Source organism: Actinacidiphila bryophytorum (assembly GCF_016916835.1).
In the GTDB taxonomy this organism is placed as follows: domain Bacteria; phylum Actinomycetota; class Actinomycetes; order Streptomycetales; family Streptomycetaceae; genus Actinacidiphila; species Actinacidiphila bryophytorum.
The window spans coordinates 71,487-85,094 of sequence record NZ_JAFFIX010000008.1 but is presented as its reverse complement, the minus strand read 5'-3'; the positions used below and the strand labels follow the sequence as shown (position 1 = coordinate 85,094).

The window sequence follows — 13,608 nt, the reverse complement described above, 5'->3', positions numbered from 1 at the left end:
CAACGAGAAGTTTCGAGCAAGTGCCCGGCAGTCTTGAGGCGTGTCCTGGGGCGTGTCCCTAGCGCCGTGGGGCGCGGGGGGCCTCGGTGACGGTGGTGCCGTCGACCAGCTCGCAGGGGAGCAGGACCTGCGTCTTGCGGCCGGGCTCCATCTCGCCGCGCAGCATCCCGACCAGGATCCGCACCGCGCGGGCGCCCATGTCGCGGCGCGGGATGCGGAAGGTCGTCCAGTCCGTGTCGGAGGCCGGCCGCAGCGGCCATGCCGAGGTCTGCGTCGGGTCGGTGTCGCCGAGCACGCCGACCGAGAGGTCCTCGGGCACCCGCAGCCCCGATCCGGTGGCCAGTGCCCGCAGGGCCGCGGCCATCTCCGTCGTCTCCACCAGGGCCGCGGTCACCTCCTCGGCCCGCAGCCGCTCGAAGACCGCCGACGGATCGGCGTCGTTGAGGGCGAGCGGCGTCTTGCGGTGCCTTTTGCAGGCGCGCAGGTACCCCGAGCGGCGGTCGGCCGTCGACTCGCTCTCCTCGTGGTAGCCGACCAGCGCCACCCGGCGGTGGTCGAGCGCCCACACCCGCTCGTACAGGGCCGCGGTCGCAGCCGCGTAGTCACCGCCGACGTAGCTCACCGGACCCGCGGACGACTCGCGCCGGCCGATGAAGACGAACGGGAAGCGCTCGTCGACCAGCCGGTCCAGTTCGGCGCGGTCGGTGTGCCGGCCCAGCAGGATGCAGCCGTCCGCTATGCCGAGCCGGTTCGACCCCTGCTCGTAGACCTTGCGGCGGCCCTGCCGGCGGCCCGGGCTGGTGAACAGCAGCAGGTCGAAGCCCTGCGCCTCGGCCTCCTCCTCGATGCCGCCGAGGAAGGGGCCGTAGAAGTCGGCGGAGCCGGAGGGGAAGACCGCCTCGTAGGTGAAGACGCCGATGATCTGGTTGGACTTGCCGCGCAGGCGGCGGCCCATGATGTCGACGGTGTAGCCGGTCTGCCGCAGCGCCTCCACGACCCGCTGGCGGGTCTCGGGTGCCACACGCACCCCGTCGGAGTCGTTGAGCACCAGGGAGACCATCGCCTGGGAGACGCCCGCCAGGCGTGCCACCTCGGCCTGGGTCACCCGTTTCCGGCGCTGCGTCACGTGTCGCATCGTAGTGCCACCCTCGCCTCCGGACGGCCGTCTCCGTGCCGGTGCGATCCGGTCGGTCTCCGCCCCGGCCCATGGTAATACGTATTATCGCTTGACTTCCATGGGTGCGCGGCGCCACGATCCCTCACGCCCCGGGCAGCGCCCGCTCCGGCCGCTCCCGCGCGCTCCCCTTCCCCTGACGTGAGGGTTCCTCCATGTCCGCTGAGCACTCCTCCCGCGGCATCACCCGCCGCTCCACCCTGCTGGCCGGCGCCGCGCTCGCCCCCGCGTGGTTCCTCGGCACCGGCCTCGGCGCCCCGGGCCGCGCCGGGGCCCGGGCGAAGGCCGCGACGGCCGCGGACTTCACGACGGTCAGGAACCAGTGGCGCGACACCCTGATCGGCAGCTACGACACCGCCGACCCGGTCATCGCCGGCTACGTGCAGGACACCGCCGGCACCCTCAGCGGCCTGTGGTCGACGCTGGACACCTCCGCCTCGCGCACCTACCTGTGGGCCGACCTGGACAGCAGCACCGTCTCCGCGGTGCAGCGCGACGTGGTGGGGCGGCTGCGCCAGCTCGCCCTCGGCTACGCCTCACCCGGCTCGTCGCTGTCCGGCGACCCGCAGCTGCTGGCCGACATCCGCTCCGCCCTCGACTGGTTCCTCGCCCACAAGTACGGCGTCACCGGGCAGTACGACAACTGGTGGGACTTCCAGATCGGCATCCCGCTGGCCCTCAACGACATCTGCGTCGCCCTCTCCGCGCAGCTGACCGCCGCCGAGACCGCCACCGCCATGGCCGCCATCGCCCGCTACCTGCCCGACCCCAGCCGGGTGGGCGGCGCCACGGCCACCGGCGCCAACCTCAACTGGACCTGCGCCATCACCACCGTCCGCGGCGCGCTCAGCCAGGACGCCGGCGTCATCGAGAGCGCCATGGCGGCCATCGCGCAGCTCTTCCCGTACAGCACGAGCGGCGACGGCTTCTACCCCGACGGCGGCTTCATCCAGCACAAGGTCTACGCCTACAACGGCTCCTACGGCGTGTCCCTGCTGCAGTACCTGACGTATCTGCTGGTCGCCGTCCAGAACACCCCGTGGGCGGCGAGCGCCGACCAGGTGCAGCGGGTGTACACCTGGACGCAGGCCAACTACGTGCCGTGGATCTACCGCGGCGCCTTCATGGACATGGTGCGCGGCCGGGCGCTGTCCCGCTTCTACGAGACCGACCACCGCATCGGGCGGCTCACCTCCGCCACCCTGCTCCAGCTCGCCGGCGTCCTCCCGGCCGGCCACGCCCACACCCTCCGCTCGCAGGTCAAGGGCTGGATCACCGCAGACACCTACCAGGACTTCTTCCGCTACGACCCGGTGCCGCTCGAACAGGTGCGGGTCTCCTCCATCGCACTGGGCCGCGCGGTCGTCACGGACACCGGCATACCCGCCGGGAGCGAGTCGACCACCTCCGTCGTCGCGACGTCGATGGCCCGGGTCGTGCACCGGCGGCCGGCCTTCGCCTTCGCCATCGCGATGGACAGCACGCTCATCAAGCCCTACGAGAGCGCGAACAAGGAGAACCTCCAGGGCTGGTACACCGGCGAGGGCGCCGCCTACCTCTACCTGGCCACGCAGCCCGGGCACTGGACCAACGGCTACTGGCCGGCCGCCGACAAATACCGCGTGCCCGGCGTCACCCTCGACACCAAGACCCTCGCGCTCGGCACCAACCGCGGCTCCACGAACACCTGGGCCGGCGGGGCGCTGCTGGACGGGAACGTGGCCGCGGGCATGGGGCTGTCCTTCGCCGTGCAGACCCTCAAGGGCCGCAAGTCCTGGTTCTGCATCGACGACGCGGTGATCTGCCTGGGCGCCGGGATCACCAGCACCGACGGCCACACCGTCGAGACGGTCATCGAGAACCGCAACACCGGCCCGAACGGGCGCTCCGACGTCCACGTCGACGGCAGCGTCGTGCTCGCCACCCCGAGCAGCACGCCGACGGTCTTCCAGCCGCAGTGGGTCTACGTCGACAACCTCGGCGGATACGTCTTCCCCGCCGGGGGCCACGTCACGATGGTGCGCGAGGACCGCACCGGCAGGTGGACCGACATGGACCACCGCGGGGTGTACGACGACACCGCCGCGTACACCCGCCGCTTCGTCACCATGTGGGTGGACCACGGGATCAGCCCGACCGCGGGCAGCTACCGCTACATCCAGCTGCCCGCCGCGACCTCCGCCCAGACCGCCGCCTTCGCCGCGTCCAACGACGTCACCGTCGCCGCGAACACCGCCCAGGTGCAGGCCGTGAGCCGTTCCGGATCGGGTGTCGCCATGGCCAACGTCTGGCAGGCGGGCGCGCCCAAAGCGGCCGGCATCCAGGTCGACAGGACCGCCTCGGTCGTCACCCGGCGGGCGGACGGCAAGGTCGGCGTCGCCGTCAGCGACCCGACCCAGCAGCTCACCGGCACGGTGATCGTCACCGTCGACGGCGCCGTCTCCGCCGTGACGTCAGCCGACCCCGGCGTCACCGTCCTGGCGACCACCCCCAACCTCCGCCTCGCCGTGGACGTCGGCGGAGCGGCGGGCAGGACCTTCACCGCCCGCTTCACCGCATAGCCGCCACCACTCCCCCCACCGCACCCGCTTGCCCGAAGAGGAGACCCCTCATGCGTACGAAGGCAATGGCAGCAGTGATCGGGATGCTGGCCGCGCTGTGCTCGGTGACCCCGGGCGCCGCGCACGCGGCGTCCTCGGCGGACCAGGCGCAGGACGCGACCGCGTCGGTGTACGAGGCGGAGGACGCGACCGTCTTCCACGGCACGGTGGACTCCGACCACCTGGGGTTCACCGGCACCGGCTTCGTCAACAGCGCCAACGAGTCCGGCGCCTACGTCGAGTTCGCCGTCGACCGGCCGGCCGCAGGGGCCGCGACCCTGGCGCTGCGGTACTCGAACGGCACCGACGCGGCCCGCGCCGCCGCTCTCGGCGTCAACGGCACGGCGGCGCCCGCACCGGACTTCGGCCCCACCGCCGACTGGGACACCTGGGCGGTGGCCCGCTTACCCGTGACGCTGCGGGCCGGCCGCAACCTGATCCGGGTGACCGCGACGACCGCCGGCGGACTGCCCGACCTCGACTCGCTCACCGTCGCCGACCAGCAGGGCACGGACTGGGCCGACGCGATGGCCGACTCCACGATGCACCGCTACACCCCCGCCACCGTCGGCGGCTGGAGCTACCCGGTCGCGCTGTACATGATGGGGCAGTACCAACTCGCCCAGCGCACCGCCGACCCCGTGCGGCGGGCCGCCCTCGTCGCGTACGTCAAGGCGTGGGCCGACCGCTTCGTCGACGCCTCAGGGCACATCGCCAACAGCTTCACCAGCCTGGACAGCATGATGCCGGGCCAGGTGATGATCGCGCTGTACCGCGAGACCGGCCAGACGAAGTACGGCCTGGCCGCCAAGCAGATCCACGACCGCCTCCTGCCGGGCGCCGGGTACCCGACCACCCCCGACGGCGGCTTCTGGCACGCCGACAGCCCCGACCGGGCCGACCAGCTGTGGTCCGACGGCACGTTCATGGCCGACCCCTTCATGGCGCAGTACGGCAGGTACGTCGGCGACAGCGCCCGGTCCTTCGACATCGCGACGCAGCAGCTGGTGGTCTACGCGAGCCACCTCCAGCAGCCCGACGGCCTGATGAAGCACGCGTACGACGCGTCGAAGTCCGCGTCGTGGGCGGACCCTGCCACCGGGCTGGCCCCCGAGTACTGGTGCCGCGCGGTCGGCTGGTACGGCGTGGCCGCGACCGAGATCCTCGACCTGATACCGGCCGACCACCCGCGCCGGGTGCAGCTGACCGCGATCGTACGCAACCTGGTCCGCGGCATGGCGGCCTACCAGGACCCGGCGAGCGGACGGTGGTTCCAGGTCGTGGACAAGGGCGGCAGCGCGGGCAACTGGACCGAGACGTCGTGCTCGGCGATGTTCACGCAGACCATCGAGACCGCGATCGCCCGCGGATACGTACCCCGCGACACCTACCAGTCCGCGGTGACCGCGGGGAGGGCAGGCGTACTGGCCAGGATCTCCCTGCACAGCGACGGCCTGACGTATCTGACGACGACTTCGGTCGGCACGAACGTCGGGGACTACACCTACTACGTCAATCGCCCCCAGGCCACCAACGACCTGCACGGGCTGGGAGCCTTCCTCTACTTCTCCGCCGGGGCCGGCGGCTGACCCGCCGTCAGACGGTCCCGTGGTGGCGGTGCGAGCGGGTGAGATCCCGCGCCGCCGCCAGGCGGCGTCCACGGTGACCCCGGTCAGGCAGTAGCCGGCCGGTGCGCGGTCCACGGGATGCCCGGGCAGGAAAGCCGCGTTGGCGTACCCGACGGCCTCGCCGGCCACCTTCGCCGTCACCACCAGGCGCTGCTCCTCGCCCAGGTCGCGCCGGATGCGGTCCGCCCAGTCCGCCGCGGAACCACCCCGCGTCCGGGCCTGCAGCGCGGCCAGCGCCGCCACGTCGCCGCCGGTGGCCGCCGCCACCACCGCGGAGGCCGGGCCGTGCCGCTCGGCCGGCTGCGGCACATACGCGGCGAAGGGCACGTCCACCGCTAGGCCGTGTTTTGGAAGTCCCGCCTGCCCCGCGACGCCTGGCACGCTCGCTGCGTTGTCGGAGTCGTCCGAGTAGGCCCACTACGAGGACGACCCTCCGCCTTGCGATCGCACGCACCAGACGCCGCGGGGCCCGCCCTGTGGGCGGACGGCGCTACTTCCAAAACACGGCCTAGACCTGCGGGTCCGGCTTCCAGTCCCGGGCCAGCAGGCCGAGCAGCACCTCGTCAAGGAACTCGCCCATCACCCATGCCGCGGAGCGCAGCACGCCCTCGCGGACGAAGCCGTTGCGCTCGGCGGAGCGCAGCATCGGGATGTTGTCCGCCAGCGTCTCGATCTGCAGCCGGTGCAGGCCGCGTACGACGAAGCCGTACTGGCACAGCGCCGCGACCGCGTCGGTGCCGTAGCCCTTGCCGCGGGCGGCAGGCAGCAGGCCGAGCCCGATGTGCGCGCCCCGGTTGTGGGTGTCGATGCCCCACAGGGCCGCGGTGCCGACCAGGGTGTCGCCCGCCAGCTCCACCACGGAGAACAGGACACGCCCCTCGTCCGTGTCGTCCACCACGAGCCGCGGGTCCTTCGAGCCCGGCGTCATCGGCCGCCACGGCCCGCCCTCGGCACGCGAGGCGTTGGCCACGTCGTCGTAGAGCTCGGTCCGCAGGATCGGGATGTCCTCGTCGTGCCGGGCCCTGAGCCCGACCTTGCCGCCTCGTAGCATGCTCGATTCCTACCCGGCCGCACCGCCCGGCGGCAACCCGGAATCCTCCTGACCTGCTTCGAGCTGGTGGTCGGCCCACACATACGTCTCCGGCAGCAGGTCGGCGACGGGTACGGACCGCAGGCGGCCGCCCGCGCCGATGACGACCTGGATCTGCGGGAAGTAGTCGAACAGCACCTGGCGGCAGCGCCCGCACGGCGGGATGACGCCCCGTTCGCGGTCGCCCACCGCGACGATGGCATCCAGTTCGTACGCCCCCTGGGTGGCCGCCGCCCCGATGACGACCAGTTCCGCGCATGGCCCGCCGGTGAAGTGGTAGGCGTTCACCGCGGTGACGATCCGCCCGTCCCGGGCACGGGCCGCGGCCGCCACGGTGTGGTTGTCGCCGCGGCAGCGCGTGCGGGCGACATGCGCCGCGGCCTCGATGAGTTCGTGGTCGACGCCATGGTCCGTCGTGGTCATCTGCTCCGCCTTCGCCGGGTACCCGCCGACCATCGTCGGCGCGGCGGGGACGGGCAAGCGGTTTTGGCGCGCCGTGCGGGGGGTGATCTGCTCGACCCGGGCCGTCGCATTGAATGCGTCTTCGACGGCCCGAGCTGGTACCACGGCCCGTGGAACAGCAACAAGATGTGCGTGGTCATCGGTGCCGGAGACGCCGACGTCGACGTCGGCTCCCGCGGCAACCAGGTGGAAGTCTGCCCGTGGTGACGTCCGGGCGCCGCCACGGCCTGGTGCCGGCCAGGGAGCCGTGGCGTCCCGGCTAGGCCGTGTTTTGGAAGTCCCGCCTGCCCCGCGACGCCTGGCACGCACGCTCGCTGCGTTGTCGGAGTCGTCCGAGTAGGCCCACTACGAGGACGACCCTCCGCCTTGCGATCGCACGCACCGGACGCCGCGGGGCCCGCCCTGTGGGCGGACGGCCCTACTTCCAAAACACGGCCTAGGGTGAGCGGATGACCGCATTCGGGGGCGCGTCCCGCCTCGATGCGCTGCGGCGCCTGCTGGAGGGGCTGTACGACTCGCCCGTCACGGTCGCGCGCGTGGAGCGGCTGGAGCCGTGGGCGGTGGCGCGGGTGTGGCTCGACGCCACGCCGGCGCTGCCGCCGTCCGTCGTCGTCAAGTGGGTGCCGGACGGCGAACGCGACGCGCGGACGGCGGCGTGGCGGCTGCGTACCGAATGCGCGGCCCTCCGCTTCCTCGCCGAGGACCTCGGGGTCCAACTCGCACCGCAGGTGATCGGCGAGGACACCGGTGGCCGCTTCGTCGTCCTGGAGGACCTCGCCCCGCGGGTCGCGCTGGACCGGTTGCTGCGGCGGGACGGGGCGGCGGCGCACCGCGAGCGGCTGGCGGCCTTCGCCGAAGCGCGCGGAGCGCTGAGTGCCGCCACCGCGGGGCGGGCCGAGGGCTACCACGCCCGCCTGGGGCTGACGGCGCTCGACGCCGCCGCCGACCGTGCAGGGCGGTTGGCCGGGCTGCGGGGGAGCGCGGTCGAGCAGGCCGCGGCCCTGGGGGCGGCCCTCGGCGGCCGCTCCCTCGCCGAACTCGACGGCGCCCTGGGCGTACTGGCCGACCCGGGTCCCTTCCTCGCCCTGAGCAACGGGGACGCTGAAGCCAACAACGTCCTGCTGTACGCCTCCGGCCCCGCGCGGGCGCGGCTCATCGACTTCGAATTCGCCGGGTACGCCCACGCGCTCGCCGACGCCGTCTGCCTCTACGTGCCAGGCCCCGCCTGGCTGACGGTCGGGGATCCAGCCGCCACGGGCCTGGCCGACGCCTACCGCCGCGCTCTGGCCCGCGGCATCCCGGCGGCGGAGGACGACCGGCGCTACAGCGACGGCCTCGCCGCCGCATGCGCTGCCTGGGCGCTGCGGCGCCTCCAGCGGTTCGCCACGCTCGACGCCCGCACACCCGGCGACCACAGCCGGCTCCAACTCGTCGCGACCCTGGACGCCACGGCCGGCACCGCTCGGACCCACCAGGCCCTGCCGCACCTCACCGGCTGGTTCTGGGGGGTCGCCGAGCTGCTGCGCAGGCGCTGGCCCGACGCGGACCGCGATCTCGCCGACCCGGCGGCCTTCCCGCCGTACGCGGTCCGGCGCTGAAGCGGCGGGAGGCCGGGTTCGGCCTTCCCGCCGGGTCAGCGCCGGGTTCAGCCGCGCGCCCGGCCCACCACCGCCAGGTGGAAGAGCAGCAGACTCTCCGCCGTACCGGCCTGGTAGCGCTTGACCGCCTTGCCTAGCGGGTTCCACACCCGCCCGTCGGTGGTCCTGATCCCGAAGGGCTGTCCGAACATCTCGCGCTGGGCCGCGTCGAAGTCCACCCACTCCGCGCCCGCGCGCCTGTGCAGGACCTCGCCGGCGTACGCGCCGAAGCTGCGCAGCGCGGGCGGAACGGGGCCGCCGGCCGGCGGGCGGGTGTGGCGGAGGCCGTCGATGATCCGGTCGATCAGGGCGAGGCTGTCCGGCGCGTAGTCGAGCCGGATGCCGGCTCTGGCCGTCATGGCGACCACGTCCTCGGCCAGCCGCGGACCGAGGACGTCCGCCCTGACCTGGTCCACCACGTGCGCGACCTGTTCCATACGCCGCCCTCCAGCCGTTCGGACCGACACCGCGGATCCCGCGGTCTCCCCCCAAGGCGCAGGCCGCGGCGGAAACGTCACACCCTCGCGGGGGCGTACCGAAAGTGCTGAAATGAGCGGTTGCTTGACAAGGTCCAGACCAATTCGGCACGGTGTGACGCCCCTCACAGAGAACCACCTGATCGCCAGGAGGCGTTCATGCGTGTGCCGTTCGGAAAAGTGAAGACCTTCGCCGCGGCAGCCGTGCTCGCAGCGGCCGCGCTCGCGGTGCCCGCCGCTGCCGCCCCGGCCGGCGCCGCCACCGGGACGCCCCCGCAGGTGTACGGCGCCTGGCAGTGCAGCAACGACGCGTGCACATGGGCGACGGTGCGCGACATGGCCGACTTCGACCACGCCAACCACTGGCTGGTGGACCGCGGTGACGGCCGCCCGTCGGTCAACCTGGTGGTGCTCAGCTTCGTCAACCCGCTGACCCTGCTCAACGGCACCACGAACAGCGGGAATTCCGCCGGTGTGCCGGTCGGCATGAACCAGGCCGTCGTGGACTACTTCACCAGCCACGGCGTCCGCGTGATGCTCTCGATCGGCGGCATCACGTACACCGACGACTGGAACACCGCCCTGGCCCAGAACCCCACCCTGCTCGGGCAGAAGGCCGCCGCCCTCGCCTCCCGGCTGGGCGTCGGCATCGAGATCGACTACGAGCAGAGCGCGAGCCCGGACACCGCCGGCCTGCAGGCCTTCATCGACGCCTACCGGGCCGCGCACCCCTACGACGCCTCGGGCGCGGACCCGACGGCCCGCCTGACCATCGACGTCGCCGCCGGCGACCGCTGGCTCATCGCCCTCGACCAGTACGCGACCGCCAACTGGCTCACCCCCGCGAACCCCGTACTGGACTACGCCAACGCGATGGTGCCCAGCAAGCAGCCGTCCGCCGGCTCTGCCGAGTCCAACTGGCAGGAGCACATCACCGGCAAGTCCAACTACAGCCCGGCCATCCCGCCACTGGCCCCGGCGAAGTTCACCGGCGGCCTCTACATCGCCGAGGGTTCCCAGGTCCGCCCCGAGTGCACCGACTTCTCCTCCTCGCTGCAGAACGCCACCGGCACCTGGACCCAGAACGCGGCCCCCGCGGGCGCCGGCACCACCACCGGCCTGCTCGGCTACATGTTCTGGGCCGCGGAGCGCCCCTCGACCCGCGGTGTGACCACCACGCCGCCCAACTCCTGTGAGGGCGGCGTCGGCGCGGGAGCCACCGCCTTCGGCGTCCCCATCCCGATGGCCCCCCTGCGCCAGAGCTGACCCGCGGGGCGCCGCCGCAGCGGAGTGAAGGCCGCCGGTACTCCGTGATACCGTGTAGTGGTACTCGGTACTACGGAGTACCGGGGGTGGAAGGGGCGCTCGCGGTGGACGACCTGACGGAGATGCTGAAGGGCACGCTCGAGGGCTGTGTGCTGGAGATCATCGGCGGCGAGGAGACCTACGGGTACGCCATCACGCGCCGGCTGAACGAACTCGGCTTCGCCGACGTCGTCGAGGGGACCGTCTACACCATCTTGCTGCGGCTGGAGCGGAACGGACTCGTGCAGGTGACGAAGCGGCCGTCCGGCATGGGTCCGCCGCGCAAGTTCTACGCGCTCAACAACGCCGGGCGCGAAGAGGTCGCGAGGTTCTGGACGAAGTGGGAGTACCTCTCCTCGCGGATCGACAAGCTCAAGGAGGGCGGACGATGAGGTTCTGGGAGACCGTCACCGGCAGCGACCTCACCAGGGACTGGACGGCGTTCGAAGTCCGGGCCGCGGCACTGCCGGACGACCACCGGGCGGCCTGGGAGCAGATCAAGGCCCACCTCTTCCCGTACGGGAACTTCACCGGCCGCAACCTGATGCCGATCCTCGACGCCGCCCTGGGGCTGCTCGAGCAGACGGCGGCCGAAGGGCAGGGCGTCCAGGAGGTGCTGGGCGACGACATCGCGGGATTCTGCGCGGCACTGGCCGGCGGAGAGGGTGCCAGGACCTACCGGGACCGGTGGCGCGAGCAGTTGAACCGGAACGTCGCCAGGAAACTGGCCCGGCTGGGAGGTTGACGTGGGCATCCACGGCATCGTCGAGGGCAAGAAGCAGTGGCGGGCGCACATGGCGCGGGTCAAGGCCCTCCCGCCGGACTACCAGGTCGTCTACAAGGAGATGCAGAAGTACTTCTTCAAGGTCGGACCGGTCGGCCTGGCCGACGGGACCCTGCTCACGGGGGTCCTGGACTTCTTCGAGGCGGGGGCCGCGGACGGCACGCGGGTCCTGGCGCTCGTCGGCCACGACATCGCCGCCTTCTGCGACGACCTGGTGAAGGACTCGCCCACCTACGCCGAGATCCACCAGGAGTCCCTCAGGACGGAAGGCGGCGCCTCGGGTCAGGACTGAGGCCGTCCGTCGGTCCGCCTCCCGGGGGCGAAGAGGAGGGCGGTGAGGGCCAGGCCGGCGATCGTGCCGAGGAGTTGGGCGGCGATGAACCCGGGCAGGGAGCCGGGGGCTATACCGGCGAAGGTGTCGGTGAAGGTGCGGCCGATGGTCACCGCCGGGTTCGCGAACGATGTGGACGAGGTGAACCAGTACGCCGCCCCGATGTAGGAGGCGACCGCGGCGGGGGCGAAGCGGAGGCGGTCGGTGCGGGCGAGGCCGGAGATCAGCAGGATCAGGCCCGCGGTGGCGACGACCTCGCCGAGCAGCAGGTGCCCTGCCGACCGGTCGTGGGTGGAGAACCTCACCAGCGGCTCGGCGAACATCGCGTCGGCCAGGACTGCTCCGAGTATCGCGCCGGTGATCTGCGCGGGGATGTAGATTGCGGCTTCGCGCAGGGTGACGCCAAAGCCGCCGCGGCGGCCGGTCCACCACTCGGCGAGCGTCACGGCGGGGTTGAAGTGGGCGCCGGAGACCGGGCCGAGGAGCACGATGAGGACGCCGAGTCCGAAGACGGTGGCGGTGGAGTTCGCCAGCAGCTGCAGCGCGACATCGTGCGTGAGTGCGGTGGCCTGGATGCCGGAGCCGACCACCACGGTGACGAGGGCTGCGGTGCCGACCAGTTCGGCGGCGGCCCGCGCGGTCAGCGGGGCCGGGCGCGGTGTCGCTCTCGGGGTCGGGGCGGGTTCCGGCTCGGCGGAGTCCGTCGCAGCGGGCAGGGCGGCGTCGGCGGTGGCGCTCAACGGGTCTCCAGGAAGCAGGCGGGTACGGGTGGGTGGGGTCAGGGGCAGGACACCATGCCTGCCTCGCGCCGGACCTTGAGGTGGGGGTCGGCCAGAACCCGCAACAGATCAGCGTCGACTGACATCAGCATGGGGTGATACTTGCACATCGGCGGGTGCCGATGCCGGCCTTACCCGGTCTGCGGTGCCCAGGTGCGCCGAACGCCCGTGCTCGGTCAAGGCTTTGCCCTGCTTTGTGTGGCCCCTTGCGCAGCGCACCCGTTGGGCCTCACACTGCACCCTCAGTACGGGTGCCCGGCCCCTGCCGGGCGGCGATGCGGCTGGTCGGCGTGCCCCGGAGGGGTCCGCGTCGGCGGTGGAGGGAGCAAGTCGTGGCGTTCCGCGGGGCGATGGGGATGGGTGGCGGCGTACGGCGCCTGGGCGGCGGGGCGGTCGGGGTCGCCGGATTTTTCATGGTTGTCATGAGCCTGACATATTCGGCGGGAGCGATCAATTCCTACAACGCGGCGCCCGCACCCGAGCGGACCGAGGTGGGCGCGCTCGTCGTCCAGTGGGACGACGACGGCGACCCGGCCACACCCGACCGGGTGGACTGGGAGTGCTCGGGCACGATGCTGGACGGCGACACGTTCGTGACCGCGGCGCACTGCACGACCGACTGGGCACCGGGCGTCCGCTTCTACGTCTCGCTCGACCAGGACGTGCAGAGCGCCCTCGACGCCGCGGCGCACGCGCACCCGGGCGACCCCGCCGCGATCGGCGCGGCCGTGGGCGTCGAAGGAGTCGCGCACACCGACCCCGGCTATCCGGGACCGTCGGCGGACCCGCACGACATCGCCGTGGTCCAGCTGCCCGCGGCCGCCGTCGCCCGGCGCTGGACCTTCACACCGGCCCAGCTGCCCACCGCGGGGGAGTTGGCCGCCCTCGGACCGCAGCAGCTGAACACCACCCCCTTCGAGGTCGCCGGCTACGGCACCCAGGAGGCGCAGCGCGGACCGGGCGGCCAGACCCACCCCGGCGGCGGCGTACGGATGAAGGCGCCGGTCGCCTTCAACGCCCTCAACCCCTCGTGGGTGCGGCTGGGCATGACCGCACCGCAGGGCAACGGCGGTGCCTGCTACGGCGATTCCGGCGGCCCGAACTTCGCCGAGATCGACGGAGCCCTCGTCCTCGCGGCCACCACCATCACCGGTGACGGCCCCTGCTACGCCACCAACGTCGCCTACCGGCTCGACGCACCGGCGGCCCGGGCGTTCCTCGCGCCCTTCGTCGCCCTCCCCTGAACGCGGCAGCACCGGCCGCCGTCCACCCGACCCGGGCGGCGGCGGTCAGGACGGATGCCGAGGTCGACACCCCCGATCGACCACTATCCAAGGAGAGA

Annotated in this window: 13 protein-coding genes; 8 read left to right on the top strand and 5 right to left on the bottom strand. The window is 72.5% G+C overall.

Going from position 1 to position 13,608, the window contains the following annotated elements:
• Positions 1 to 58: 58 nt before the first annotated feature.
• Complete coding sequence (locus JT723_RS14240) at positions 59 to 1,126, bottom strand: LacI family DNA-binding transcriptional regulator (protein ID WP_251513139.1); 1,068 nt, start codon at positions 1,124 to 1,126, stop codon at positions 59 to 61.
• A gap of 203 nt (positions 1,127 to 1,329) precedes the next feature.
• Here JT723_RS14240 and JT723_RS14235 point away from each other — a divergent pair, with 203 nt between their 5' ends.
• Together JT723_RS14235 and JT723_RS14230 are read left to right on the top strand one after the other, a co-directional pair.
• A complete protein-coding gene (locus tag JT723_RS14235; RefSeq protein ID WP_205044960.1) occupies positions 1,330 to 3,735 on the top strand; it encodes a polysaccharide lyase 8 family protein in 2,406 nt (801 codons plus the stop codon).
• A gap of 50 nt (positions 3,736 to 3,785) precedes the next feature.
• The gene (locus JT723_RS14230; protein ID WP_205044959.1) at positions 3,786 to 5,363 is read left to right on the top strand and encodes a glycoside hydrolase family 88 protein; all 1,578 of its coding nucleotides are present in this window, start codon (positions 3,786 to 3,788) and stop codon (positions 5,361 to 5,363) included.
• A 547-nt stretch (positions 5,364 to 5,910) separates the two neighbouring features.
• On the opposite strand, the gene JT723_RS14225 is transcribed toward JT723_RS14230, so the two are convergent.
• Positions 5,911 to 6,453 carry a GNAT family N-acetyltransferase gene (locus JT723_RS14225; RefSeq protein ID WP_205044958.1) on the bottom strand — a complete coding sequence of 181 codons (543 nt, stop codon included), beginning with the start codon at positions 6,451 to 6,453 and terminating at the stop codon, positions 5,911 to 5,913.
• A 9-nt stretch (positions 6,454 to 6,462) separates the two neighbouring features.
• Positions 6,463 to 6,915, bottom strand: coding sequence for a cytidine/deoxycytidylate deaminase family protein (locus JT723_RS14220; protein ID WP_205044957.1), 453 nt, complete (start codon positions 6,913 to 6,915; stop codon positions 6,463 to 6,465).
• A gap of 488 nt (positions 6,916 to 7,403) precedes the next feature.
• On the opposite strand from JT723_RS14220, the gene JT723_RS14215 reads away from it, so the two are divergent.
• Positions 7,404 to 8,552, top strand: coding sequence for a phosphotransferase family protein (locus JT723_RS14215; RefSeq protein ID WP_205044956.1), 1,149 nt, complete (start codon positions 7,404 to 7,406; stop codon positions 8,550 to 8,552).
• A 47-nt stretch (positions 8,553 to 8,599) separates the two neighbouring features.
• On the opposite strand, the gene JT723_RS14210 is transcribed toward JT723_RS14215, so the two are convergent.
• Complete coding sequence (locus JT723_RS14210; RefSeq protein ID WP_205044955.1) at positions 8,600 to 9,028, bottom strand: hypothetical protein; 429 nt, start codon at positions 9,026 to 9,028, stop codon at positions 8,600 to 8,602.
• Positions 9,029 to 9,226: 198 nt separating this feature from the next.
• Here JT723_RS14210 and JT723_RS14205 point away from each other — a divergent pair, with 198 nt between their 5' ends.
• The 4 genes from JT723_RS14205 (at position 9,227) to JT723_RS14190 (ending at position 11,448) form a co-directional block, all read left to right on the top strand.
• Complete coding sequence (locus tag JT723_RS14205; protein ID WP_205044954.1) at positions 9,227 to 10,333, top strand: glycoside hydrolase family 18 protein; 1,107 nt, start codon at positions 9,227 to 9,229, stop codon at positions 10,331 to 10,333.
• Between the two features lie 104 nt (positions 10,334 to 10,437).
• The gene (locus JT723_RS14200) at positions 10,438 to 10,764 is read left to right on the top strand and encodes a PadR family transcriptional regulator (protein ID WP_205045140.1); all 327 of its coding nucleotides are present in this window, start codon (positions 10,438 to 10,440) and stop codon (positions 10,762 to 10,764) included.
• Positions 10,761 to 11,117: a DUF1048 domain-containing protein gene (locus JT723_RS14195; protein ID WP_205044953.1), complete on the top strand. Its 357-nt coding sequence runs from the start codon at positions 10,761 to 10,763 to the stop codon at positions 11,115 to 11,117. The genes JT723_RS14200 and JT723_RS14195 overlap by 4 nt, the downstream gene beginning before the upstream one ends.
• A gap of 1 nt (position 11,118) precedes the next feature.
• Positions 11,119 to 11,448 (top strand): DUF1048 domain-containing protein, encoded by a 330-nt coding sequence (locus tag JT723_RS14190; RefSeq protein WP_205044952.1) that lies wholly within the window; start codon positions 11,119 to 11,121, stop codon positions 11,446 to 11,448.
• Here JT723_RS14190 and JT723_RS14185 read toward each other — a convergent pair.
• A complete protein-coding gene (locus JT723_RS14185) occupies positions 11,439 to 12,227 on the bottom strand; it encodes an aquaporin (RefSeq protein ID WP_205044951.1) in 789 nt (262 codons plus the stop codon). The genes JT723_RS14190 and JT723_RS14185 overlap by 10 nt on opposite strands.
• Positions 12,228 to 12,688: 461 nt before the next feature.
• Here JT723_RS14185 and JT723_RS14180 point away from each other — a divergent pair, with 461 nt between their 5' ends.
• The gene (locus tag JT723_RS14180) at positions 12,689 to 13,510 is read left to right on the top strand and encodes a trypsin-like serine protease (protein ID WP_240165601.1); all 822 of its coding nucleotides are present in this window, start codon (positions 12,689 to 12,691) and stop codon (positions 13,508 to 13,510) included.
• Positions 13,511 to 13,608 lie beyond the last annotated feature (98 nt).

What these genes read in the sequence shown, in the direction of transcription:
- JT723_RS14210 (WP_205044955.1), bottom strand. Translation starts at nt 9,028, where the DNA reads ATGGAACAGGTCGCGCACGTGGTGGACCAGGTCAGGGCGGACGTCCTC.
- JT723_RS14205 (WP_205044954.1), top strand. Translation starts at nt 9,227, where the DNA reads ATGCGTGTGCCGTTCGGAAAAGTGAAGACCTTCGCCGCGGCAGCCGTG.
- JT723_RS14180 (WP_240165601.1), top strand. Translation starts at nt 12,689, where the DNA reads ATGAGCCTGACATATTCGGCGGGAGCGATCAATTCCTACAACGCGGCG.
- JT723_RS14225 (WP_205044958.1), bottom strand. Translation starts at nt 6,453, where the DNA reads ATGCTACGAGGCGGCAAGGTCGGGCTCAGGGCCCGGCACGACGAGGAC.
- JT723_RS14195 (WP_205044953.1), top strand. Translation starts at nt 10,761, where the DNA reads ATGAGGTTCTGGGAGACCGTCACCGGCAGCGACCTCACCAGGGACTGG.
- JT723_RS14220 (WP_205044957.1), bottom strand. Translation starts at nt 6,915, where the DNA reads ATGACCACGACGGACCATGGCGTCGACCACGAACTCATCGAGGCCGCG.
- JT723_RS14215 (WP_205044956.1), top strand. Translation starts at nt 7,404, where the DNA reads ATGACCGCATTCGGGGGCGCGTCCCGCCTCGATGCGCTGCGGCGCCTG.
- JT723_RS14230 (WP_205044959.1), top strand. Translation starts at nt 3,786, where the DNA reads ATGCGTACGAAGGCAATGGCAGCAGTGATCGGGATGCTGGCCGCGCTG.
- JT723_RS14235 (WP_205044960.1), top strand. Translation starts at nt 1,330, where the DNA reads ATGTCCGCTGAGCACTCCTCCCGCGGCATCACCCGCCGCTCCACCCTG.